Genomic DNA, 22,421 nt, shown 5'->3' with positions numbered 1-22,421 from the left:
CACGCCTTGCATGAAGAGAAGCCAGCCGATGACCGTCTTCCACCGCAATGAAACCCGGGAACCCCTACCCGCCCATCTGAAGGGCGGCGTCATTGCCATCGGCAATTTCGATGGCGTGCACCGGGGCCATCAGTCGGTACTGAGCCGGGCGCTCGAAATCTCCAAGGCGCGCGGTATCCCCGCTTTGGTGCTGACCTTCGAGCCGCATCCGCGCACGGTCTTCCGGCCGCAGGCGCCGGTCTTCCGGCTGACACCGGCGCCGCTGAAAGCCCGCATCCTGGAAACGCTGGGCTTCAGCGCCGTCATCGAATATCCCTTCGACTACGAATTCTCGCAGCGCTCGGCCGATGACTTCATCCATTCGATCCTGAAGGATTGGCTCGGCGCTTCCGAAGTCGTCACCGGCTTCGATTTCCATTTTGGCCGCGGCCGCGAGGGCGGTCCCGCCTTCCTGATGAATGCCGGCCAGACCTATGGCTTCGGCGTCACCCTGATCGATGCCTTTCGCGACGAAAACGCCGATGTCGTCTCCTCGAGCCATATCCGCGCGCTCTTGAAGGAGGGCAATGTCAGCGAAGTCGCCGGCATGCTCGGTTACCGCTATACGGTGGAAGCTGAGGTGATCGATGGCGAAAAGCTCGGCCGGCAGCTGGGTTTTCCCACGGCCAACATGCGCCTGCCGCCTGAGGTCGATCTTGCCGCCGGCATCTACGCCGTCCGCTTCCGCCGACAGGACGGCACGCTCCACGATGCCGTCGCAAGCTATGGCCGCCGCCCGACGGTGACGGAAAACGGCGCACCGCTGCTCGAAACCTATCTTTTCGATTTCAGCGGCGATCTCTATGGCCAGCTCTGCTCCGTCTCCTTCTTCGGCTATCTCCGCCCTGAGCTGAAATTCGACGGCCTCGATCCGCTCGTCGCCCAGATCAAACGCGATGAGGAAGAGGCGAGGGCGCTGCTTGCGGGTGTTAAGCCGCTCGGCGCTCTTGATCAGAAACTCTGCTTTTCCTCAGCGCAATAGCCGGCTGTCGAAAGGATAGCGGATCGTTTTTTCGATTGTCAGGCGCGACGCGTCCGGATGACGCGGATTGATAAGAATATTCGCCGCCTCTGGCATGATTGCCGATGGGACGCGCAGGAGACAGAAATCATTGTCTTCCAGCAATTTGCTGCCACGGTCGCGCGTCAGGTTGGTCTGGTTGATCGCAGCAGGATTGATCCCGATATCGAAGGCTTCGATGTTGTCCGGGCAATGGATTTTCAGGAGCTGAAAATCTCTCGGAATTTGATTCAGATCGACCTGTACCAGAATTTCGAGGAGCGCAGTCGACGGGTGATCACAGCAATAGACGACGGGAGTTCCCTGATGATGCCATCGTCCCGGTGCAAGCAGCCCGCCGCGTCCGGAAAGATCGGCATAATTCGAGATTCGCCATAAGATCATCGCTTAAAGCAATTCCAGGAAAAGTGCGAAGCGGTTTTCCCAGGCAAAGCGCGAAACGCTTGCCGGGAATTGCGTAAAAACAGAAGGTTAGAGCAGTTCTGCGTTTCCATGAAAAGTTGAACCGCTCTAGGCGTAAATCCCGTGGTCGATCTGGTGCAGGGCTTGCTCGACAAGGCGGGCGCCGGTTTCCGATTCCAGCAGATCGATGGGCGCGATGCCGTCCATTCCGCGATTAGGCTTGCGCAGCCAATCGAACGCAACGGCTCCGTCGCCGAAAATGCGCTTAGCCATCTCCGCAATCCGCACGATACGCAATGCGCCGTCGTTTTCCTCGACCGTCAGCGGCTCACCGTTCGCATTGCGTCTCGCCAGAGTTCGGCGCGGTGCGACGAAACGATATATTTCCTCCACGGAAAAGCCGAGCTCTGTCAATTTCAATGCCATCGCTCCGTCATAAACCTGGACGGAGCCGTGCGAAGCGATCTCGAGGCGCTCGCGTATGGTCATCGATTCGGAGGTCTGCAGAGAACTGAGCATTGAATGACCTTTCTGCCATTTGCCCCAATATATATGCGCATTTGGCGCGACCTTCAATTGCTTCGGTTGGGGTGAGCCAGTCTCGACGCGCTCGTCGCCCAGATCACGCGCGATGAGGAGGAGGCGAGGGCGCGCTGCTTGCGGGTGTTGCGGCGATCAGCGCTCTTGACGGGAGATTGTGCTTCCCTGAGTAGCTTCGAGTGCGGGCGGGTCATCTCCGGCTCAGCGGAAACTGACCGGGATCGTTCGTCCATGGATCGAAGATCGCCGCGCCGGAGAAGCGTGTATCCCTGACGTTTCGCGTCACCAGATAGAGATTGTGCTCGATTGCGGTGGCAGCGAGCAACGTGTCGACAACCGACGGCGCATGTCCGGTCCTGAGTTTCACCCGCCCCGAAATGACGCCCCAGTGTCTGACGGCTGCGTCGCTCAGCGAAAGAACGCGTTGCGAAAACCTTTCCTCCAGCGCGTCGCGGGAGGCGGCATAACGATAGCGGTTTTGATCGTCCTCCGGCAGGTTTTCGATGCCTTTGTCGTATTCCGCCAGTGTGAGGATGCTGATGAACATCTTCTTCTCGTCTTGAGCCGCAGCCCAGGATTTGACGGAGGGTGCACCATTCGGATTGATCAGCGCGGCAATGACGTTGGTATCGAGCAGCCAGCCGATCACAGCTCGGCATCCCGCCCGTAATCTGCCTCTCGCTCGAAGTCTAGCCCTTTGAGATCGAGGCTTTCCATGAAGGCGACGAAAGGCTTTTTCGGTTCGACTTTGGTCAGTTGGTCGAACTCTTCGGCGCTGATGACGACGACGCTGTCCCGGCCGCGAACGGTAACGCGCTGCGGTCCTTCGCTGTGTGCGCGGCGGACCACCTCGCTGAAGCGCGCTTTCGCGTCCTCGAGCTTCCAGCTTTGCTTCGTGATCTTTTTCATGCCTCTGGCTCTCGATCTAATCTGGTCAGATAGTCAGATATATACTGCAAGCCGCACAGAGTTTCCAGCCTTAGGCTTTCCGGAACGATGCGGCTACCGGCGATTCCAGCCGTTGAAGCCGATTGCCGACCGCGAATTCTTCTCTTCCTTTTCCCGGCAAAAACGCCTATGAACCGGCGCGATGAAGAAATATCGGCTGGCAATGATGACGCGAATTATCGGCCCGGCCTTCCGCGCGCGCTAAGCGGCCGGAAGGTCCGGGTTTTTGGCGCTTGGATACGAGCGCTTCCGTCACCAGCTATTTCACGCCCGTTGCGCCCCTTCCTGGGCCGCCAGAAAACGATTGTCAGACATGACCGACACAGCCGAAAAGATCGACTATTCGAAGACCCTCTATTTGCCTGAGACCGATTTCCCCATGCGCGCCGGCCTGCCGCAGAAGGAACCGGAACTCGTCAAGCGCTGGCAGGAGATGGGTCTCTACAAGAAACTGCGCGCTTCCGCCGCCGGCCGCGAGAAATTCGTCCTCCACGACGGTCCGCCCTATGCCAACGGCAACATCCATATCGGCCACGCACTGAACAAGATCCTCAAGGACGTCATCAACCGTTCGTTCCAGATGCGCGGCTATGACGCCAATTACGTGCCCGGCTGGGATTGCCACGGCCTGCCGATCGAATGGAAGATCGAAGAGAAGTACCGCGAGAAGGGCAAGAACAAGGACGAGGTCCCGGTCAATGAATTCCGCCGGGAATGCCGTGAATTCGCCGCCGGCTGGATCAAGGTCCAGGCGGAAGAATTCAAGCGCCTCGGCATCGAGGGCGACTTCGACAATCCCTATACGACGATGAACTTCCACGCGGAGTCGCGCATCGCCGGCGAACTCTTGAAGATCGCCGCGAGCGGTCAGCTTTATCGCGGCTCCAAGCCGATCATGTGGTCGGTGGTCGAGCGCACGGCGCTGGCCGAGGCTGAGGTCGAATACCAGGATTATGAGAGCGACACGATCTGGGTGAAATTCCCGGTGGTCGAAGGTCCGGTCGCGTTCAAGGATGCGTTCGTGGTCATCTGGACGACCACGCCCTGGACGATCCCCGGCAACCGCGCGGTCTCCTTTTCACCACGCATCTCCTACGGCCTTTATGAAGTGACGGCCGCCGAGAACGATTTTGGTCCGCGTCCCGGCGAAAAGTTGATCTTTGCCGATAAGCTGGCCGAGGAATCCTTCGCCAAGGCCAAGCTGCAGTACAAGCGCTTGAGCGATGTCTCTGCGGCCGACTTCGCAGCGATGACCTGCGCGCATCCCTTCAAGGGTCTTGACGGCGGTTATGAATTCCACGTGCCGCTGCTCGATGGCGACCACGTCACCGATGATGCGGGTACCGGCTTCGTCCACACCGCGCCGAGCCACGGTCGCGAAGACTTCGATGCCTGGATGTCGGCTGTCCGCACGCTTGAGGCCCGCGGCATCGACACCAAAATCCCGTTCCCGGTCGACGACGGCGGCTTCTATACCGCCGACGCTCCCGGCTTCGAGGGCGCCCGCGTCATCGACGACAACGGCAAGAAGGGCGATGCTAACGACCGTGTCATCAGGGAACTGATCGCCCGCGGCGCGCTCTTTGCCCGCGGCCGTCTCAAGCACCAGTATCCGCATTCCTGGCGCTCGAAGAAGCCGGTCATTTTCCGCAACACGCCGCAATGGTTCGTCTATATGGACAAGACCCTTGCCGACGGTACGACGCTGCGTTCGCGCGCGCTGGGTGCGATCGACGATACGCGCTTCGTGCCCGCCGCCGGCCAGAACCGCCTGCGCGCCATGATCGAGGGCCGTCCGGACTGGGTGCTCTCGCGTCAGCGCGCCTGGGGCGTGCCGATCGCCGTCTTTGCCAACGATGAGGGCGAGGTCCTGGTCGACGAAGCCGTCAACGGCCGCATCCTCGAAGCCTTCGAACATGAGGGCGCCGACGCCTGGTTTGCCGAAGGCGCCAAGGAGCGCTTCCTCGGCAATGACCACGACCATTCCCGCTGGACCCAGGTCATGGATATCCTCGACGTCTGGTTCGACTCTGGCTCGACGCACACCTTCACGCTCGAAGACCGCCCGGACCTGAAGTGGCCGGCCGACCTTTATCTCGAAGGTTCCGACCAGCATCGCGGCTGGTTCCATTCGTCGCTGCTGGAATCGGCGGCCACCCGCGGCCGCGCGCCCTACAACGCCGTCCTCACCCATGGTTTCACCATGGACGAGAAGGGCGAGAAGATGTCGAAGTCGAAGGGCAACGTCACAGCACCTCAGGAAGTGATGAAGGATGCCGGCGCCGATATCCTGCGCCTCTGGGTGATGACCTCGGATTATGCCGACGACCTGCGCGTCGGCAAGACGATCATCCAGACTAATGTCGATGCCTATCGCAAGCTGCGCAACACCATCCGCTGGATGCTCGGCACGCTTGCCCACGACAAAGGCGAGGAGATCGCTTTTGCCGACCTGCCGGAGTTGGAGCAGTTGATGCTGCACCGGATGGCCGAACTCGACGAGCTGGTGCGCGAGAACTACGACGCCTTCGACTTCAAGAAGATCGCCCGCGCGCTGATCGATTTCGCCAATGTCGAGCTGTCGGCCTTCTATTTCGATGTCCGCAAGGATGCGCTCTATTGCGACGCGCCGTCGAGTCTGCGCCGGCGCGCCAGCCTGCACGTCATCCGCCAGATCTTCGATTGCATGGTGACGTGGCTTGCCCCGATGCTGCCCTTCACCACCGAGGAGGCCTGGCTGTCGCGCAATCCGTCCGCCGTTTCCGTGCATCTGGAGCAGTTTGCCCCGGTCGCAAAAGAATGGCGCAACGATGCGCTGGCCGAGAAGTGGAAGAAGATCCGTACAGTGCGTTCGGTTGTGACCGGCGCCCTGGAAATCGAGCGTAAGGACAAGCGCATCGGCTCCTCGCTGGAAGCGGCTCCTGTCGTTTATATCGCCGATCCGGAGCTGCTGAAGGCACTGGAGGGCCAGGACTTCACCGAGGTCTGCATCACGTCGGCAATCGAGATCAAGGCCGGTGAAGGACCGATGGATGCCTTCCGCCTGGCGGAGGTCCCGGAGGTCAGCGTCGTGCCGAAGCTTGCAGAGGGCGAGAAATGCGCCCGCTCCTGGCGCATCACCAGGGATGTCGGCTCCGATCCGCAATATCCTGATGTTTCGGCCCGCGATGCCGCCGCCCTTCGCGAGCTTGCGGCGCTTAAGTGAAGAATATTGCCGGATGAATTGCGTTTTCGCGGTTCATCCGGTAAAAGCTGCCTGAAAATGGCCGGATTTTTGCGTCAGGGGGACGGTTGTCCGGTTGGGCGACGATTGCACCGGCAGGGCTGGAAGGGTTTTCATGTTAGCAACGCATTGGTTCCGTATGGGCGCCTGCCTGTCTGTTGTAGTGGCGGGATGTTCCCTGGTGTCCGGTTGCGCCAGCAGCCCGACCTACGGCACCGACAAGACCGCCATGGAACAGTTGACCGACGATCTCGGCCAGTCCGTGTCGTTGACCGGTCCGGACCCGAAGAACAAGGGCGTCAAGTACACGCCGCGCCCGACGCTGGTGCTGCCGGCCCAGGCGCAGAAGGAGACCCTGGTTGCGCCGCAGCCGACCGTCGCCAACAAGGACAATCCGCAATGGCTTGAATCGCCGGAGGAGACGCGTGCTCGTCTCGTTTCGGAAGCCGATGCGAATTCGGACAATCCGAATTACCGCTCGCCGCTCGCAAGCTCTGCGATCGAAGGCGGCCGGCGCACGACGGAAGCCCAGACCAAGGCCTACCGTGAAGCCCGTGCCCTGCAGAAGGGCTCCTATATCGATCAGCGCCGCTATATCTCCGATCCGCCGCCCGGCTACCGCACTGTCGACGATCCGGCAAAGCTCGATGATGTCGGCGAGCCCGAACTCAAGAAGCAGAAAAAGCGCAAGAAGGATGCAGCTGTCGCCAACACCGGCAAGCAGTGGTGGAACTTCCTGCAATAGTAGCGCTTTCCGCGCGCCGGCAAAATGATGGCGCCGCGCCCAGGCGCCGGGATTACGGCGCCTCTCTCCTTTGCGAAAAGAACCTTCGCAGCATATCGGCCGATTGGACCTCGTTGAAACCGGAATAGACCTCCGGGGCGTGGTGGCAGGTCGGTTGCGCATAGAATCTCACGCCATTGTCGACGGCGCCGCCCTTTGGGTCCTCGGCGCCATAATAGAGCCTGCGGATACGCGCAAACGAGATGGCTGCCGCGCACATGGTGCAAGGCTCGAGCGTCACGTAGAGATCGGCACCGGCAAGACGTTCCTGTCCGAGCGCTTCGCAGGCGAGCCGGATCGCGGCGATTTCGGCATGCGCGGTCACGTCTTTGAGCTCGCGCGTGCGGTTTCCCGAGCGTGAAACGGCAATATCGTCGACGACGACGACGGCGCCGATCGGCACCTCGCCGCGTTCTCCGGCGGCACGCGCTTCTTCGAGCGCCATCTCCATGAAACGATTTGTCTTCACGATCGCAAGAATTTCCACTTAACCGCAGATGCGTGACCTGATAGACAGGCCCAAAAGGCAGGCAAACAACAAATGACACCCAAAGACAAGCCAAAACGCCCGGGCGCAAAGCCCTTTTCACGGGGCACCGGGCAGAAGCCGGGCGATGCGAAGCCGGCAAAGGCTGCAGCCGCGCGTCCGATCGCCGCCGAAACCGAAGGCGAGGCCAAGGCCGAACGCATTTCCAAGGTGATGGCGCGCGCCGGCGTCGCCTCCCGCCGCGACATCGAACGCATGATCATGGAAGGCCGTGTGACGCTGAACGGCAGGGTTCTCGAAACCCCCGTCGTCAACGTCACGCTCGCCGACCGCATCGAGGTCGACGGCGTGCCGATCCGCGGCATCGAACGCACCAGGCTGTGGCTTTATCATAAGCCGACCGGTCTGGTGACCACCAATGCCGATCCGGAAGGCCGGCCGACTGTCTTCGACAACCTGCCGGAAGAACTGCCGCGCGTCATGTCGATCGGCCGCCTCGACATCAACACCGAAGGCCTGCTGCTCTTGACCAATGACGGCGGTCTCGCCCGCGCACTCGAGCTGCCGGCGACCGGCTGGCTGCGGCGCTACCGCGTCCGCGCCCATGGCGAAATCGATCAGGACGCGCTCGACAAGCTGAAGGACGGCATCGCCGTCGACGGCGTGCTCTATGGCTCGATCGAGGCGACGCTCGACCGCACGCAAGGCTCGAACGTCTGGATCACCATGGGTCTTCGCGAAGGCAAGAACCGCGAAATCAAGAACGTGCTCGGCGCGCTCGGCCTCGACGTCAATCGCCTGATCCGCATTTCCTATGGCCCGTTCCAGCTCGGCGACCTGCCGGAAGGCCATGTCGTCGAAGTGCGCGGCCGCACGCTGCGCGACCAGCTCGGCCCGCGCCTCATCGAGGAAGCCAAGGCGAATTTCGACGCGCCGATCTACAATGCGGCGGCGGTCGCTGCCGAGGAAGAGGCAGAACCCGCAGCACCTGAAAAGCGCGAGCGTCCGCGCCGTGACGAGGACAAGCGCGAACGGGCGTTGAGCCGCCTCGACACCAAGCGCGACGATCGCCACGGTGGGGCGCGCAGAGATGATGATCGCCGTGACGGCGGCCGCAGGGACGACGAGAAGCCGAAGCGTCCCCAGCCGCTCGGCCAGCGCCGCAGCGCCAATGTCTGGATGGCGCCGGGCGCCCGGCCGCTCGGCGAAAAGGCTGCGGCGAAAGCTGCCAAGAATGCGCAGACCGCACGCAAGCGCGGCGAGCAGTCGCCGGCAAAAGGCCCTGGTTTCGATCGCATCGAAGATCGCCCGCGCACCCAGGTGAACCGCGTGCGCGAAGAGGATGGCGAGTGGATCCGCTCGAGCGAAGAGCCCCGCCGCAAGGATGAGGGCGAGGGCTTCGGCCGCAAGCGCGGCTTTGGTGATCGCCCCGCCCGCGAAGACCGCGGTTCTGGCGACCGCCCGGCGCGCGGCGACCGACCGTTCAGTGATCGTCCCTCGCGTGGGGATCGGCCCTTCGGCGACAAGCCGCGCGGTGATCGCAAGCCGCGTACGGACGGTGACGAGCGTCCTCGGGCTGCGAGAAGCTCTGCCGGCGAGGGCCGTTCGGAGCGTCCGCGCGGCGACCGGCCGTTCGGTGATCGCCCCCCGCGCGGGGATCGTCCCTTCGGTGACAAGCCGCGTGGTGATCGCAAGCCGCGTACGGACGGTGACGAGCGTCCTCGGGCTGCGAGAAGCTCTGCCGGCGAGGGCCGTTCGGAGCGTCCGCGCGGCGACCGTCCATTCGGTGATCGTCCCCCGCGTGGAGACCGGCCCTTCGGCGACAAGCCGCGTGGCGATCGCAGGCCGCGCGAGGACGGTGACGAACGTCCACGGGCAGCCAGAAGCTTTGCCGGCGAGGGCCGCTCCGAGCGTCCGCGCGGCGAAAGATCGTTCGGCGACAAGCCTTCGGGTGACAGGCCTTCTGGAGACAGGCCGCGCGGCAAGGGCTTTGCGGCCAAGCCCGGTGGGGCGAAACCTGGTGGGGCCAAGAGTTTTACCGGCAAGCCGAAAGGCGCCAAGCCGGGCGGTGACAGGCCGGGCGGCGACAGGCCTGCGGGCGGGCCGTCCAGAGGTGGTGCTAAAGGAAAAGGAATGACGCGCGGTGCGGATCGTCGGCGGTGAGTTTCGCGGACGGCCTCTCGCCGTGCCAAAATCCAACGAGATCCGGCCGACTGCCGACCGGACGCGCGAGAGCCTGTTCAATATATTGAGCCATGCCTATCCGGAATGCGTCGATGGCACCCGGATTCTCGACCTCTTTGCCGGTACCGGCGCCGTCGGCCTCGAAGCAGTCTCACGCGGCTGTCGGCATGCGCTCTTCGTCGAAAACAGTGTCGAGGGCAGGGCGCTGCTCTGGGAGAATATCGATGCGCTCGGCCTGCATGGCCGCACGCGTATCCTGCGCCGGGATGCGACCGATCTCGGCAGCGTCGGCAATCTCGACCCCTTCGACGTGCTCTTTGCCGACCCGCCCTATGGCAAGGGTCTCGGTGAGAAGGCGATGGCGGCGGCGGCCGAGGGCGGCTGGCTGCGGCCAGGCGCAATCGCGGTGCTCGAAGAACGCGCCGATATTGTCGTTTCCGTGCACCCTTCCTATGTTTTCCTCGAAAGCCGCATCTTTGGCGATACGAGGGTGCATTTCTTCCGATATCAGCCGCAATAAGCGGGGGCGGGCGTGCAGCAGGCAGAGATCATCAGCCCGAAATTGCCTGCGATCAGCGATGTGCCGACGGTCGCCGTCGCTTTTGGCGGCGGCGGTGCGCGCGGACTTGCCCATATCCATGTCATCGAGACGCTCGATGAACTCGGCATCCGCCCGGTGGCGGTATCAGGCTCGTCGATCGGTGCGATCATGGCAGCCGGCATGGCGGCTGGCATGTCCGGCGCCGAAATCCGCGAACATGCGCTGACGACCGTCGGCAACAAGACGGCGGTCGTTGCCCGCATCTGGGGCCTGAGGCCGGCGACGGTGCGCGATGCGGTGGCCAAGGGTATCCGCATCGGCCAGTTCAATCTGGAGCGGATCCTGAAAGCCTTCCTGCCGTCCGAGCTGCCGGCCCGCTTCGAGGATCTGCTGGTCCCGATGAAGGTGATCACCACGGACTATTACGGGCAGTGCGAAGTCATCATCGAGCAGGGCGAACTATTTCCCGCACTCGCCGCCTCTTCCGCCATCCCCGCCGTCTTCATGCCGGTGCGCCTGCGCGATCGCGTGATGATCGACGGCGGCATCAGCAATCCGGTGCCTTATGAATGCCTGATGGATCTTGCCGACATCGTCGTCGGTATCGATGTCGTCGGAGCGCCGGAAGGTGACGGCACCCATATTCCGAACCGTATGGAGAGCATTTTCGGTTCCGGTCAGCTGATGATGCAGACAGCGATCTCGCTGAAGCTGAAGCTTCGCCCGCCGCATATCTTCCTGCGCCCGACGGTCGGCCGCACCGGCGTCATGGATTTCCTCAAGGCCCGCGAAGTCCTCGCTATGTCCGTCGGCGTCAAGGACGACCTGAAATTCGCCCTTGACCGGGAAATTGAGGCTCGGCTGAAGCGCTAAAGCGCGTCGCGATCTTTCAGGTTAGCTCTTCGCGCTTTAGGTCTTTGTTTTTGCGCATGTCGTTATCGCAAACCCGCTGCACACTTTTGCGCGACATGCTCTAGCTGCTTCTTCGCTTCACTGAGCATGGCCCTCATGGCCGGCATGACCCGCGCCGTTTGAAGCCTCATTCATCATCACCGTGCCCTCGAAGCTCGAGAAGAGCGCAAGCGCGGAAGAATCGAGGCCGGTCTCGGCATCCTTCAGTTTCGCAGCCAGCACGGCGGCGTCATCTGCGGAGAGCCCGATTGTCTCCAGTGTCGCGGCATCCTTCAGGCTGTCGCCGCTGCAGAGATAGATGCTCCAGCCGTGATGCGTCTTCTTCATCAGGGCGCGTCCGCCGTGTCCGTCCTGCCGCCAACCGACGATCGCCCAATCGGCCTGAACGACGATCGGCGCGATATCGAGCGGCTTGTCTGGCCTTTCGAACATCACCTTCAGCCTTGCCGGGATCGCCTGTTGCGGATCGTCGGCCGCAGATGCCATGGACGCAAGCAGCACGCCGGCAAGAATAGCGATGATCTTCTTCATCTGATGGCCTCCCTCAGGTGATGGCCTCCCTCAGGCGAGAACGCGTTTCAGCAACGGTACGAACCGCACGACGATCTGGTCGAAGGCGATCATGGCGAGAATCGCGAGCCCGCTCATCGGGAAGGTGACCGCGAAGATCCCGACAATCACCCACAGGCCGTAATAGATCGAAGGCTTTGGCGGCATGGGTGGCACGCCGAGGCGGCCGATCGGGCGCCGTTTCCACCACATGACGACGGCGGTCACGCAGCTGAGCACAATTGCGAGGCATGTTGCGAGCATCAGCAGCTGGTTGAAACGCCCCCATTCCTGTCCTTGGTGGACATTGATGCCCCACTCGATCGCTTTGCCGAGGAATGGATATTGATCGAAGCCGATATCGATCAGTGGTTTGCCGGAGTATTGGTCGATATGGAGCGTGCGTTCGTCGGTAAGATCGTCGGGAAAGAGCGAGGCGGTATAGACGCCTGTCTCGTCGGAGGGGATCGCCACGTCGAAGCCCGGCGCCATGCCCAGCCGTTTGGCGATCTCCACGGCGTTATCGAGGCCGATTGGCCTGGCTGATTGCGCGGCGGCGATATCGGAAAGCGGAACGGGCGCCCTCTCGACGATCCAGCCGCTGTTCGGAAGGATATCCTCGGTGACTTTTCGCGACTTCGGCACATCGTCCCAGAGCTGGACCGGATAGCCGAGGCCGTGTTCGGTCAGCCAGGCATTGGCGTTCGCCCCCCAATAGGCCGACCATGGCATGCCTGACATCGCAAGGAAGAAGATCAGGACACCGGCGAAGGCACCGGTCACAGCATGCAGGTCGCGCCAGAAAACGCGGCGGCCGGGCGTTCCCCGCACGCTGACAACGCCGCCCGTCTGGCGTCGCGGCCACCAGAGATAGATGCCGGTGACGACGAGCACCATGGCAAAGCCGCCGGTAATTTCGATCAGCCGGTTCGTTATGCTGCCGAAATAGGCGAGGCTGTGGATGCGCTTGACGACATAATTGAACTCGTCGGTCGATCCGACCACATCGAGCACCTTGCCGTCATAGGGGTTGACGAAGACCAGCATCGAGCCGGCATCGCTGGAGAGGGTGACGATGGCCGATCGCTCGGGCAGGACCGGGTCTTTGTAGGATGTTGCGGTTGAGCCCGGCACGGCGGAGGCGGCGATCTCTGCGATCCGCTCCGGCGACAGCGCTTTGCCGATAGGCTGGACACTGTAGCGGTAGCCGAAGAAGGTGCTGTTGATCTCGTCCTTGAAAAGATAGAGCGATCCGGTAACGGCCAGATTGAGCAGGAAGGGTATGACGAGAAGCCCGGCAAAGAAATGCCAGCGCCAGATGGCACGGTAGAGCGAAACGCCGTTTGCGACGTCCTCTGCCGGTTCGGCAGCAGTAATGGTCGACATGAGAATGGATCCGTATCCACGACCGACAGCACGCATGCAGGTCGGCCGGCGTTGAAAGGCGCGTCACGGCGCCTGCCGCAACGCGAAGTTCAGGCAGGGATCGGATCGGAAGGAGGAGCCCGGGGACCGGTATTGGGCGGGAAAAGCTGGCGATGGAAGGCCTCGGTCCGGATCGGCAGTTCAACCGCAGGCGCAAAGGGTATGACAGCACCGGCGATGTCCGCCGCCGGCAGGAGGATGGCGGCGCTGATCCGGCAGGCTTCGCAACCATGCGAATGCGCCTTGTCGTGTTGGTCCTGACCGGATTTGTCCGTTGTGGTGACGCAAAGCGTCGGCAGCGTCCCGTCCGGAAGCACATATTGAGCGAGTTCGGCCGGATCGAATTCGCCAGCCGCTGCGGCAGGCAGCTGATGGGCGAAGCCGACGAACACCAATGCGACCGCGCAGAGGATGCGCAGCGCCCATTGTTCGATCTGTGTCGCCCGTTTGATCAAGTTTCCCTCTTGGATCGCTCCGATCGCGCGTTTGATAAACGCCGCCCCCTTGATATTCAATGCGTCAATTTCGCAAGCCGGTCAGGGGCGATCAGGCATCCGCCGTCGCATCCGCGGTTCCGGCCAGCGGATCGTCCTCGAAGGGATCGGCAGCGCGCTTCGGCTTGACCAGCGGTTCGGGGCGGACAGGGTGGGAAAACAGCATGTCGCGCCCGGCCTGCAGCCCTTCGGACACCTGCAGCACCAGGCGCGCCTCGTCGCGCTTGCGGATATCCTCGCCGATTTCGTAAGCGTCGACCTCGGAAACGCCGAGCGCCTCCAGCGTTCGCCGTCCGAAGAGCAGGCCCGATTCCAGCGTTTCGCGCAGCTCGTAGTCGACGCCCTTGTTGCGCAGCTCGATCGAATGGACGCGGTCGTAGGAACGCACGTAGAGCCTTGTGTGCGGATAGTCGGCCTGCACCAGTTCCACCACCTTGTCGGTGATTTCCTTCTTCTGCGTGCAGACCAGCACGATCTTCGCCCTGTCGATGCCGGCCGAGCGCAGCACATCCTTGCGGGCGCCGTCGCCGAAATAGATACGGAAGCCGAAGGAGGAAGCCTGGCGGATGCGGTCGGCCGAAAAATCGATGACGGTGACGCTGCGCCCGCCGGCAAGCAGGATCTGGGCGGCGATCTGGCCGAAACGCGAAAAGCCGACCATCAGCACGTCGGCGCCGGCTCCTTCGAAATCCTCGTCCAGCTCCTCCTGCTTATCGCCGTTGAGCAGCCGCTTCGAAAGGGCCGACCCGATCGGCGTCAGCGCCATGGACAGCGTGACGATCGCGACCAGCAGCGAGGCTGTGCTCGTCGACATCAGCCCGGCCGCCCCCGCGGTGGTGAACAGCACGAAGCCGAATTCACCGCCCTGCGGCAGCAGGAAGGCGATGCGGATCGCATCGTTGTGCGGAGAGCCGGAGATCCGGCAGAGCCCATAGATGACGATCGCCTTGACGGCCATGACGATCGGCACGGCGACGATGACGAAGAGCGCATTGTCGGCAAGAACGTCGAGCTCCAGCGACAGGCCGACGGCGATGAAGAAGATAGCGAGCAGCACGCCGCGGAAGGGCTCGATATCAGCCTCCAGCTCGTGCCGGTAGGAGGATTCGGCAAGCATCACGCCGGATAGGAAGGCGCCCATCGCCATCGAAAGCCCGGCCAACTGCATCAGGATCGCCGACCCCATGACGACGAAGAGGGCAGCCGCGATCATTGCTTCGCGCGCGCCGGTCCGGGCGATAATCTGGAAGAGTGGCGTCAGCAGGTAGCGTCCCATGACGATCATCGCCGCAACCGCGCCGATGGCGATGGCGAAATCCAACAGCGGCGCGTTGCTGCCCTTGTCGCCGCCGTCGAGGATGGTGATCAGCGCCAGCAGCGGCACGATCGCCAGGTCCTGGAACAGCAGCATCGAAAAGGAGCGCTGCCCGTATCGCGTATTGACGTCTCCGTCGCCCTCGAGGATCTGCATGGCGAAGGCGGTCGAAGATAGCGCCAGGCCAAATCCGGCAACGATGCTGCCGCGCCAGTCGAGAGCCTCGGAAAACCAGGCAAGCGCGGTCAGCGCCAGGCCCGTCAGCACCACCTGCGCCGTGCCGAGGCCGAAGATGTCGCGCCGCATCTGCCAGAGGCGGGTGGGTTTCAACTCCAGTCCGATGATGAACAGCAGGAAGACGACGCCGAGTTCGGCGACGGCGAGGATCTGTTCGCCATCGGTGATGCCGTGGAAGACCGGGCCGATGACGATGCCGGCAGCAAGATAGCCGAGCACCGTGCCGAGCCCGAGTTTCTTGAAGATCGGAGCGGCGACCACCGCCCCGCCAAGCAGCAGGATCGTTTCGGAAAAAAAGGCATTGGACGCTGACATGCTGACAATTTCTTTCGACGGCGGGGAGCAAGCAGGCAGCCCCGATAAAGAATCGGTGACGGCGGCCTTGATGCTTGGGAGAGTGCACAATAAATGGAAGCCGAAGGAAAGGCCAAATCATGTCCTCTGAAATTGATTCCTCGACACTTCTTTCCCGCGCAAGTCAATTGATCGATCTGGCAAGGAAGGCAGGGGCCGATGCCGCCGATGCCGTCGTCGTCCGGTCGCGCTCGCAATCGGTCAGCGTCCGCCTCGGCAAGGTCGAGGGAACGGAATCCTCCGAAAACGACGATTTTTCCCTGCGCGTCTTCATCGGCCAGCGTGTCGCCAGCGTTTCAGCCAATCCGGGCTTCGATCTTCAGGCGCTGGCCGAACGCGCCGTCGCGATGGCCAAGGTTTCCCCGGAAGACCCCTTCGCCTGCCTGGCGGATGAGGCGAGCCTTTCGAGAGCCTATCCCGACCTGCAATTGCTCGATACCACCGAGGTCTCCTCCGAGATGCTGCGCGAGGCCGCTCTTGCCGCAGAAGCTGCCGCGCTTGCGGTCAAGGGTGTCACCAATTCCTCCGGCGCCGGCGCCTCCGCCGGCATGGGCGGCCTCGTTCTTGCCACCTCGCACGGTTTCGAAGGCAGTTACATGGCCTCGCGTTTCGGCCATTCCGTCAGCGTCATATCAGGCGAAGGCACAGGCATGGAGCGCGACTATGATTTCGACAGCCGCCTCTATTATGCCGAGCTCGACGATCCCGCTGAAATCGGCCGTCGCGCAGGCGAACGGGTGATCAAGCGCGTCAATCCGCGCCAGGTACCGACCGGCAAGGACGTCACGGTCATTTTCGACCCGCGTGTCGCCCGTGGCTTCGTCGGCCATATCGCCGGTGCGATCAATGGTGCTGCCGTCGCTCGCAAGTCCAGCTTCCTGCGTGACAAGATGGGCCAGCAGATCCTGAAGTCAGGCCTGTCGATCACCGATGATCCGCTGATCGTACGCGGCCCTTCCTCGCGGCCCTTCGATGGCGAAGGCGTCTCCGGCGAGCGGCTGGTGATGATCGAGGATGGTATTTTGAAGCACTGGTTCCTCTCGACCTCGACGGCGCGCGAGCTCGGCCTCGAAACCAACGGCCGCGGCGTGCGCGGCGGCACCGCCGTCTCGCCTTCCTCCACCAACCTTGCCCTGGAACCCGGCGATATCTCGCCGGAGGATTTGATCCGCAGCGTCGGCAACGGTTTTTATGTCACCGAATTGATCGGCCACGGCGTCAACATGATCACCGGCGAATACAGCCGCGGCGCCACCGGCTTCTGGATCGAGAATGGTGAACTCACCTTCCCGGTCTCCGAGGTGACGATCGCCTCGAACCTCAAGGAGATGTTCATGCGCCTGACGCCGGCAAACGACATCGACCGCAAGTTCGGCGTCGCGGCCCCGACCTTCGCCATCGAAGGCATGACGCTCGCAGGGCGCTAGAGCATGATGCTGAAAAGTGTGAGCGGTTTTCGGACGACATCATGCTCACACTGTTGAATCGAGAAACGGATGACGGGATGAACGATAAGGAAAAGGCCCGCTGGCAGAGCGATCTCACGCTGATCGCCGATGCTGCGAGAGAGGCGGGCGCCGTCGCTTTCGGCTTCTTCAACCAGTCTCCCGAGGTCTGGTGGAAGAACGAGGACCGGTCTCCCGTCAGCGCCGCCGATTTCGCCGCAAACAAGACGCTCGAGACCATCCTGCGCAAGGCCCGGCCGGATTATGGCTGGCTGTCGGAAGAGACCGACGACGATGCCGACCGTCTCTCACGCGAGACGCTGTTCATCATCGATCCGATCGACGGCACGCGCGCCTTCCTCGGCGGGCAGAAGGTCTGGTGCGTCAGCGTCGCGGTGGTTCATCGCGGCCGGCCGGTCGCCGGCGTGCTCTATGCCCCGGCGCTCGAAGAGCTCTATGAGGCGGTCGAGGGCGGCGTGGCGCTGAAGAACGGCGTCCCCTTCACCGTCTCGGCCGCCGGACCGGAAGAGATGAGCCGCCTTGCGATCGGCGAAGACCTGCTGAAGACCTTTCCGCCGGCGTTCCGTGACCGGGTGACGCGCGAGAAATACATTCCCTCGCTCGCCTATCGCATCGCGATGGTGGCGGACGGTCGTCTCGAAGGCACCTTCGTCAAGGGCAATTCACATGATTGGGACCTTGCCGCTGCCGATCTGATCCTTGTCTGCGCCGGCGGCGGCCTCGTCGACATCGAAGGCGAACCGATCGTCTACAACCGCACTGAGGTCACCCACAAGGTCCTCTGTGCGGCCCCAACACCCCGCATCAGTGAATTCCTCGCGGCCTTTGCGGGGCGACGAGACAGTTGACGTTTCCGTCAAAATCCCGCAGATGGGTGGCGGAGGAGAATAGGCAGAAAGAGAAGAAAAAATGACTGACTCCGGTGACAAGAAGCAGCTTCTGCATCTCGTTTTTGGCGGCGAACTGGAAAGCCTCGATGACGTCCAGTTCCGTGACCTGCAGGGTCTCGATATCGTCGGCATTTTCCCGGATTATGCTGCGGCGCTGACGGCCTGGAAGGCGAAGGCGCAGCAGACGGTCGACAATGCGCATATGCGCTACTTCATCGTCCACATGCATCGTTTGCTCGATCCGCAGGAAAAGCCCAAGGGCTGAACTTAGCAAGTGCCGCCGGCCGGCCGCTCCTCGGTCGGCCTTTGCTGCATCGGGCGCGCCCATCGATCCGGATTGTTTGACGCATTCTGAACAAATTAATCGGCCATTGCGGCCGCAACGATAATTAGGGAATGGGTTTGATGTCGATCGGTTTTGATCGGAGGCTGGCGCGATGAGTTCCCGGATGGCGCGGTTCGGTCTGAGCGCATACCGTCTGGCGGGAACCGTGGCCTCTCCTGTCGTCGGCCTCTATATCACCTACCGCACGGCCAAGGGCAAGGAAGACCGGGCCCGCCGCCTGGAGCGCTTCGGTTATCCGAGCGCCAACCGGCCGCAGGGCCCGCTTATCTGGTTCCATGCCGCAAGCGTCGGTGAAACCAACGCCGTCATCCCGCTGATCCGCGAAATCCGCCGCCGTGACATCCATGTCATCCTGACGACCGGCACCATCACGTCGGCCAAGCTCGCCGCCGAGCGCCTCGGCCAGGAAGCGATCCATCAATATGTGCCGCTCGACCTGAAGCCCTCCGTCAGCCGCTTCCTCGATTATTGGCAGCCCGATTGCGCCATCATCGCCGAATCCGAGATCTGGCCGGCAACGGTGCTGGAGCTCGGCCGCCGCCGCATTCCGCAGATCCTAATCAATGCCCGCATGTCGGACCGCTCCTTTGCCCGCTGGCGCCGCCGCCCGGCGATCGCCGAAGCCTTGTTCGAGAATCTTGCCCTCGTCATCGCCCAGTCGGATGTCGATGCCGAACGATTCCGCGATCTCGGCGCCGTCCCCGTCATCACTTCGGGCAATCTGAAGGTCGATACTGACGCGCCGCCTTATGACAGCGCTGTCTTCGCCCGCTACAAGAAGCAGATCGGCGAGCGCAAGACCTGGGCGGCGATTTCGACCTTCGACGGCGAGGAGAATGCCGCCGCCATCGTTCACCGGGCGCTCAGGGAGCGCGACCATCAATTGACCATCATCGTGCCGCGCCATCCCGAGCGCAGCGACGAGATCGAGGCAGCGCTCGTCAAGCAGGGGCTGAAGGTCGCCCGCCGCACCCGCGACGATGTCCTGTCCGCCGATGTCGATATCTTCCTCGGTGATACGATCGGCGAAATGGGCCTCTATCTCCGCCTGACGGAAATCGCCTTCGTCGGCCGTTCGCTCTTTGCCGAAGGCGGCCAGAACCCGCTGGAGCCCGCCATGCTCGGCTGCGCCATTCTCTCCGGCGGCCATGTGCAGAATTTCCGCGATGCCTATCAGAAGCTTGCCCGCAGCGGCAGCGCCCGCATGGTGCGCGATACTGAAATGCTGGCCAAGGGCGTGCATTATCTGCTGATCAACGACGACGCCCGCCGCAACATGATCGAGGCCGGCATCACCGCCGTGCACGAGATGCGCGGCGCGCTGACGGCGACGGTAAAGGGGCTGGAACCCTATATCAATCCGCTGACGGTCAAGGCGCGGCTGCTGCCCAAGGCCGTGGCCCAGGTCTGAGGAGCGAAGATGTCGGCAGCGTCCCCTATCAAAGGCATCCTCTTCGACAAGGACGGCACGCTGCTCGATTATGACGAGAGCTGGCTGCCGGTAAACCGCGAGCTTGCCCGCATCGCCGCCAGAGGGGATGAGCTTCTCGCCAACCGGCTGCTTTCGGCCTGCGGCATGGATCCGCTGACCGGCCACATCGTTCCCGACAGCCTGCTTGCCGCCGGCAATACCCGCCAGATCGCCGAGGGTCTGGTCGCGGCGGGCTCGATGGTCGATGTCGGCGAACTGACGATCCGCCTCGACGCCCTTTTTTCCAACGCCGCCGAATTTTCCGTGCCGGTGACCGACCTCGCCGGCTTCTTCGCTCGGCTGCATCGACGCGGCTTCAAGCTCGGTGTCGCCTCCAGCGACAATGAGCGGTCGATCCGCCAGACGGCGGAACGTTTCGGTTTCGCCCGCTATATCGATTACATCGCCGGCTATGACAGCGGTTTCGGCGTCAAGCCAGAGCCGGGCATGTTGCTCGGCTTCTGCGCTGCGACCGGTCTCTCGCCTGAAGAGGTCGCCATGGTCGGCGACAACAATCACGATCTGCACATGGGTTTGAATGCCGGCACAGGCCTGAGGATCGCGGTGCTGACCGGCACCGGTTCGCGGGAGACGCTTGCCGCCGCGGCCGATCATGTGCTCGACGATATCACTGCCATCGAGACCCTGCTGCCGGATCTGCAGCCGGCCTGACGGGTAAGGGCTTGCATTTTTTCAGGTTTGGCTTCTCAATCCGGCCGGGAAACGAAAATTCTGTGGCCGGGCAGGGAGCGGGACGGCAAGATGATATCCGAAGCGCCACCGTTCTGGTGGAGGAAAGCCGATTGGCGGGCCTGGCTGCTGCTGCCGCTTTCTTTTCTCTATGGCCGTATCGCTGGCCACCGCATGGCCCATGCGCGCCGCGCCTCGGTTCCGGTTCCGGTTATCTGTGTCGGCAATTTCACCGTCGGCGGCGCCGGCAAGACGCCGACGGCGCTGACGATTGCCCGCGCCGCCAAGGCGAAGGGGCTGAAGCCCGGCTTTCTCAGCAGGGGTTACGGCGGCTCGCTCGATGTGACGACCGTGGTCGACCCCGATCATCACCGGGCGATTGCCGTCGGTGACGAGCCGTTGCTGCTTGCCCAGGAAGCGCTGACGGTGATTTCGCGCCGGCGCGTCGAAGGGGCTCAGCGCCTGGTGGCGGAGGGCGCCGATCTCATCATCATGGATGACGGTTTCCAAAGTGCCCGGCTGGCGATCGACTATGCCTTGCTCGTCATCGACGCGACGCGCGGCCTCGGCAACGGCCATATCGTGCCGGGTGGCCCGGTCCGCGCGCCGATCCGCCAGCAGCTGCGGTCCGCAACCGCTTTGCTGAAGGTCGGTGGCGGCAATGCCGCCGACAGGATCGTCCGCATGGCGGCGCGCGCGGCAAAGCCCTATTTCACCGCATCGCTGAAAGTCCGCGGCGACAATACGCTGGCCGGCACCAAGGTGCTAGCCTTTGCCGGCATTGCCGATCCCGCCAAATTCTTTCGCACGGTTGAATCCCGCGGCGCCGAGATCGTTGTCGCCAAATCTTTCGGCGATCACGAGCACCTGACGGAGGAGGAGATCGACGACATCCTGACGACCGCCGAGCGTCAAGGTCTCCTGATCGTCACCACCTCCAAGGATTTCGTCCGCCTTTCCGGCCATCACGGCAAGGCGGCGCGGCTCGTCGAAAAGAGCCGGGTGATCGAGGTCGACATGGTCTTCGAGGATCACCTCGCCCCCAGCCTCATCATCGACCGGGCGATCGTCGCTTGCCGCGAGCGGCGGCTGCGGGAGATGAAGGCCGGGGTTAAAGCGATTCCAGCAAAGGCTGAACCGCTCTAGCTAGCAGGCTGCTGCAAAACGTCTCGTCCTGCGTACATCTCCACATGCAACGCTATCACGCGATCGAGTGAAGCAAAGTTTCGCGGGCGGAAGTCAGATGCAACCGGCATGCGCGATCGATCAAGACGATATTGCGGCTTTCGAGGGCTTCGATCAGGGCGAGATGTTCCCTGATGGCGACCTCATTCCGCGCGCGTTCATCACGCTTGTTCCACTGATAGTGATAGTGGAAGACCATGGTTATCACGTCTTGGAAGCTTTCGATAAAGCGGTTTGGCGCGACTGTGGTAATCAGCCGGTGGAAACGGCTGTCCAGCTCCGAGAAATCCTGAAACCGAGCGTCGATATCCGCGAGCAGTTCCAAATGTGCCGCCCGCATAGATTGGATCTGTTTCCAGACGGGCGACCTGTCGGGCAGGGCAGCGAAAAGCCGCGCGGAGCGCATTTCGAACATCTCTCTGATCTCAAACAGTTCGAGTGCGAAACTGGCTGTGAACCCTTTAAAAACCCAGCCTGCATTCTGACGCTTCTCGATCAGCCCATATTTCTGAAATCGATTGAGAAACTCACGGATAATCGTTGTCGCGACGCCGAATTTCCGAGCTAATTCCGTCTCATTGATTTCTGTGCCCGCACAGGCATCACCGCGCATCATCCATTCCATGAAACTCGTCTCGACCTGTTCCGAAATTGCTAGGGTCTGTTCCTTCGGATAGCGCTCTTGCTGCCGCGGCCGCTCACCTATGATCCGCTTGTGCGCTTCAGATATGATGATCCCACGTGCGGACATCCCCGCCAGCACCTTCCGCACCGTTGTTCTGCTCACGCCAAGCTGGGTGCGCAGTGCATTTTCGGACGGCAATTCCGCCCCAAGATCGAAAGTCCGAATGATATCGATCATATCATTGAATGCCCGCTTGAAAGTCGTATCCGTTCTCATGGCGCAACTCCAGGTAT

General features: G+C 62.4%; 22 protein-coding genes. 12 read left to right on the top strand and 10 right to left on the bottom strand.

Annotation, left to right across the window (positions count from 1 at the left end):
- The first annotated feature begins 28 nt into the window (after positions 1 to 28).
- On the top strand, positions 29 to 1,021 hold the full coding sequence (locus BS630_RS05825) for a bifunctional riboflavin kinase/FAD synthetase (protein ID WP_077976704.1): 993 nt from the start codon (positions 29 to 31) through the stop codon (positions 1,019 to 1,021).
- Here the strand turns inward: BS630_RS05825 and BS630_RS05820 are convergent.
- The 4 genes from BS630_RS05820 to BS630_RS05805 form a co-directional block, all read right to left on the bottom strand.
- Positions 1,010 to 1,444 carry an RES family NAD+ phosphorylase gene (locus BS630_RS05820; protein ID WP_077976625.1) on the bottom strand — a complete coding sequence of 145 codons (435 nt, stop codon included), beginning with the start codon at positions 1,442 to 1,444 and terminating at the stop codon, positions 1,010 to 1,012. The genes BS630_RS05825 and BS630_RS05820 overlap by 12 nt on opposite strands.
- A gap of 126 nt (positions 1,445 to 1,570) precedes the next feature.
- Positions 1,571 to 1,981 (bottom strand): antitoxin Xre/MbcA/ParS toxin-binding domain-containing protein, encoded by a 411-nt coding sequence (locus BS630_RS05815; protein WP_077976703.1) that lies wholly within the window; start codon positions 1,979 to 1,981, stop codon positions 1,571 to 1,573.
- A gap of 211 nt (positions 1,982 to 2,192) precedes the next feature.
- Positions 2,193 to 2,651 carry a type II toxin-antitoxin system VapC family toxin gene (locus tag BS630_RS05810; protein ID WP_077976624.1) on the bottom strand — a complete coding sequence of 153 codons (459 nt, stop codon included), beginning with the start codon at positions 2,649 to 2,651 and terminating at the stop codon, positions 2,193 to 2,195.
- The gene (locus tag BS630_RS05805) at positions 2,648 to 2,911 is read right to left on the bottom strand and encodes a type II toxin-antitoxin system Phd/YefM family antitoxin (protein WP_077976623.1); all 264 of its coding nucleotides are present in this window, start codon (positions 2,909 to 2,911) and stop codon (positions 2,648 to 2,650) included. Before BS630_RS05805 ends, BS630_RS05810 begins: the two co-directional genes overlap by 4 nt.
- 352 nt (positions 2,912 to 3,263) lie before the next feature.
- Between BS630_RS05805 and ileS the strand changes: the two genes are divergently transcribed.
- Entirely contained in the window at positions 3,264 to 6,155 is a 2,892-nt protein-coding gene (ileS, locus tag BS630_RS05795; RefSeq protein ID WP_077976702.1) for an isoleucine--tRNA ligase, read from the top strand.
- Between the two features lie 133 nt (positions 6,156 to 6,288).
- Positions 6,289 to 6,918, top strand: coding sequence for a hypothetical protein (locus BS630_RS05790; protein ID WP_020048640.1), 630 nt, complete (start codon positions 6,289 to 6,291; stop codon positions 6,916 to 6,918).
- 52 nt (positions 6,919 to 6,970) lie between these two features.
- On the opposite strand, the gene BS630_RS05785 is transcribed toward BS630_RS05790, so the two are convergent.
- Positions 6,971 to 7,408, bottom strand: coding sequence for a nucleoside deaminase (locus BS630_RS05785; protein ID WP_032995618.1), 438 nt, complete (start codon positions 7,406 to 7,408; stop codon positions 6,971 to 6,973).
- A 90-nt stretch (positions 7,409 to 7,498) separates the two neighbouring features.
- Between BS630_RS05785 and BS630_RS05780 the strand changes: the two genes are divergently transcribed.
- Genes BS630_RS05780 through BS630_RS05770 form a run of 3 tightly spaced genes read left to right on the top strand, consistent with a single transcriptional unit; the run spans position 7,499 to position 11,042 of the window.
- Positions 7,499 to 9,607 (top strand): pseudouridine synthase, encoded by a 2,109-nt coding sequence (locus BS630_RS05780; protein WP_077976622.1) that lies wholly within the window; start codon positions 7,499 to 7,501, stop codon positions 9,605 to 9,607.
- Positions 9,588 to 10,148, top strand: a complete 561-nt coding sequence (gene rsmD / locus BS630_RS05775) for a 16S rRNA (guanine(966)-N(2))-methyltransferase RsmD (RefSeq protein ID WP_011650636.1) — start codon at positions 9,588 to 9,590, stop codon at positions 10,146 to 10,148. The genes BS630_RS05780 and rsmD overlap by 20 nt, the downstream gene beginning before the upstream one ends.
- A gap of 12 nt (positions 10,149 to 10,160) precedes the next feature.
- Positions 10,161 to 11,042: a patatin-like phospholipase family protein gene (locus BS630_RS05770; RefSeq protein WP_003556842.1), complete on the top strand. Its 882-nt coding sequence runs from the start codon at positions 10,161 to 10,163 to the stop codon at positions 11,040 to 11,042.
- Positions 11,043 to 11,159: 117 nt separating this feature from the next.
- Here BS630_RS05770 and BS630_RS05765 read toward each other — a convergent pair whose 3' ends face one another.
- From BS630_RS05765 to BS630_RS05750, 4 genes are all read right to left on the bottom strand, one after another.
- The gene (locus BS630_RS05765) at positions 11,160 to 11,612 is read right to left on the bottom strand and encodes a copper uptake system-associated protein (RefSeq protein ID WP_077976621.1); all 453 of its coding nucleotides are present in this window, start codon (positions 11,610 to 11,612) and stop codon (positions 11,160 to 11,162) included.
- Positions 11,613 to 11,642: 30 nt separating this feature from the next.
- Positions 11,643 to 13,016 carry a PepSY-associated TM helix domain-containing protein gene (locus BS630_RS05760; protein ID WP_077976620.1) on the bottom strand — a complete coding sequence of 458 codons (1,374 nt, stop codon included), beginning with the start codon at positions 13,014 to 13,016 and terminating at the stop codon, positions 11,643 to 11,645.
- A gap of 89 nt (positions 13,017 to 13,105) precedes the next feature.
- Positions 13,106 to 13,510, bottom strand: a complete 405-nt coding sequence (locus BS630_RS05755; protein ID WP_077976701.1) for a hypothetical protein — start codon at positions 13,508 to 13,510, stop codon at positions 13,106 to 13,108.
- A gap of 91 nt (positions 13,511 to 13,601) precedes the next feature.
- Positions 13,602 to 15,416: a monovalent cation:proton antiporter-2 (CPA2) family protein gene (locus BS630_RS05750; protein WP_077976619.1), complete on the bottom strand. Its 1,815-nt coding sequence runs from the start codon at positions 15,414 to 15,416 to the stop codon at positions 13,602 to 13,604.
- Between the two features lie 119 nt (positions 15,417 to 15,535).
- Here BS630_RS05750 and BS630_RS05745 point away from each other — a divergent pair, with 119 nt between their 5' ends.
- The 6 genes from BS630_RS05745 (at position 15,536) to lpxK (ending at position 21,464) form a co-directional block, all read left to right on the top strand.
- Positions 15,536 to 16,882 (top strand): TldD/PmbA family protein, encoded by a 1,347-nt coding sequence (locus BS630_RS05745; protein WP_077976618.1) that lies wholly within the window; start codon positions 15,536 to 15,538, stop codon positions 16,880 to 16,882.
- Positions 16,883 to 16,959: 77 nt separating this feature from the next.
- A complete protein-coding gene (locus BS630_RS05740) occupies positions 16,960 to 17,769 on the top strand; it encodes a 3'(2'),5'-bisphosphate nucleotidase CysQ (protein ID WP_077976617.1) in 810 nt (269 codons plus the stop codon).
- Positions 17,770 to 17,830: 61 nt separating this feature from the next.
- Entirely contained in the window at positions 17,831 to 18,076 is a 246-nt protein-coding gene (locus BS630_RS05735; RefSeq protein ID WP_017993077.1) for a DUF4170 domain-containing protein, read from the top strand.
- Between the two features lie 172 nt (positions 18,077 to 18,248).
- Complete coding sequence (gene waaA / locus BS630_RS05730) at positions 18,249 to 19,568, top strand: lipid IV(A) 3-deoxy-D-manno-octulosonic acid transferase (RefSeq protein ID WP_020048653.1); 1,320 nt, start codon at positions 18,249 to 18,251, stop codon at positions 19,566 to 19,568.
- A gap of 9 nt (positions 19,569 to 19,577) precedes the next feature.
- Positions 19,578 to 20,300 carry an HAD family hydrolase gene (locus tag BS630_RS05725; protein ID WP_077976616.1) on the top strand — a complete coding sequence of 241 codons (723 nt, stop codon included), beginning with the start codon at positions 19,578 to 19,580 and terminating at the stop codon, positions 20,298 to 20,300.
- Between the two features lie 90 nt (positions 20,301 to 20,390).
- Positions 20,391 to 21,464: a tetraacyldisaccharide 4'-kinase gene (lpxK, locus tag BS630_RS05720; RefSeq protein WP_077976615.1), complete on the top strand. Its 1,074-nt coding sequence runs from the start codon at positions 20,391 to 20,393 to the stop codon at positions 21,462 to 21,464.
- A 55-nt stretch (positions 21,465 to 21,519) separates the two neighbouring features.
- Here lpxK and BS630_RS05715 read toward each other — a convergent pair whose 3' ends face one another.
- Positions 21,520 to 22,404 (bottom strand): GntR family transcriptional regulator, encoded by an 885-nt coding sequence (locus BS630_RS05715; RefSeq protein ID WP_077976614.1) that lies wholly within the window; start codon positions 22,402 to 22,404, stop codon positions 21,520 to 21,522.
- Positions 22,405 to 22,421: the final 17 nt, after the last annotated feature.

This window comes from Rhizobium laguerreae (genome assembly GCF_002008165.1).
Taxonomy (GTDB): domain Bacteria; phylum Pseudomonadota; class Alphaproteobacteria; order Rhizobiales; family Rhizobiaceae; genus Rhizobium; species Rhizobium laguerreae.
The sequence above is the reverse complement of the archived record's forward strand: the minus strand, read 5'-3'. Positions and strand labels throughout refer to the sequence as shown.

Excerpts from the sequence above, each read along its gene's own strand:
- BS630_RS05825 (WP_077976704.1), top strand. The coding sequence starts at position 29 with ATGACCGTCTTCCACCGCAATGAAACCCGGGAACCCCTACCCGCCCAT.
- BS630_RS05820 (WP_077976625.1), bottom strand. The coding sequence starts at position 1,444 with ATGATCTTATGGCGAATCTCGAATTATGCCGATCTTTCCGGACGCGGC.
- BS630_RS05815 (WP_077976703.1), bottom strand. The coding sequence starts at position 1,981 with ATGCTCAGTTCTCTGCAGACCTCCGAATCGATGACCATACGCGAGCGC.
- BS630_RS05805 (WP_077976623.1), bottom strand. The coding sequence starts at position 2,911 with ATGAAAAAGATCACGAAGCAAAGCTGGAAGCTCGAGGACGCGAAAGCG.
- ileS (WP_077976702.1), top strand. The coding sequence starts at position 3,264 with ATGACCGACACAGCCGAAAAGATCGACTATTCGAAGACCCTCTATTTG.
- BS630_RS05790 (WP_020048640.1), top strand. The coding sequence starts at position 6,289 with ATGTTAGCAACGCATTGGTTCCGTATGGGCGCCTGCCTGTCTGTTGTA.
- BS630_RS05785 (WP_032995618.1), bottom strand. The coding sequence starts at position 7,408 with ATGGAGATGGCGCTCGAAGAAGCGCGTGCCGCCGGAGAACGCGGCGAG.
- BS630_RS05780 (WP_077976622.1), top strand. The coding sequence starts at position 7,499 with ATGACACCCAAAGACAAGCCAAAACGCCCGGGCGCAAAGCCCTTTTCA.
- BS630_RS05765 (WP_077976621.1), bottom strand. The coding sequence starts at position 11,612 with ATGAAGAAGATCATCGCTATTCTTGCCGGCGTGCTGCTTGCGTCCATG.
- BS630_RS05760 (WP_077976620.1), bottom strand. The coding sequence starts at position 13,016 with ATGTCGACCATTACTGCTGCCGAACCGGCAGAGGACGTCGCAAACGGC.
- BS630_RS05750 (WP_077976619.1), bottom strand. The coding sequence starts at position 15,416 with ATGTCAGCGTCCAATGCCTTTTTTTCCGAAACGATCCTGCTGCTTGGC.
- BS630_RS05745 (WP_077976618.1), top strand. The coding sequence starts at position 15,536 with ATGTCCTCTGAAATTGATTCCTCGACACTTCTTTCCCGCGCAAGTCAA.
- BS630_RS05740 (WP_077976617.1), top strand. The coding sequence starts at position 16,960 with ATGAACGATAAGGAAAAGGCCCGCTGGCAGAGCGATCTCACGCTGATC.
- BS630_RS05735 (WP_017993077.1), top strand. The coding sequence starts at position 17,831 with ATGACTGACTCCGGTGACAAGAAGCAGCTTCTGCATCTCGTTTTTGGC.
- waaA (WP_020048653.1), top strand. The coding sequence starts at position 18,249 with ATGAGTTCCCGGATGGCGCGGTTCGGTCTGAGCGCATACCGTCTGGCG.
- BS630_RS05725 (WP_077976616.1), top strand. The coding sequence starts at position 19,578 with ATGTCGGCAGCGTCCCCTATCAAAGGCATCCTCTTCGACAAGGACGGC.
- lpxK (WP_077976615.1), top strand. The coding sequence starts at position 20,391 with ATGATATCCGAAGCGCCACCGTTCTGGTGGAGGAAAGCCGATTGGCGG.
- BS630_RS05715 (WP_077976614.1), bottom strand. The coding sequence starts at position 22,404 with ATGAGAACGGATACGACTTTCAAGCGGGCATTCAATGATATGATCGAT.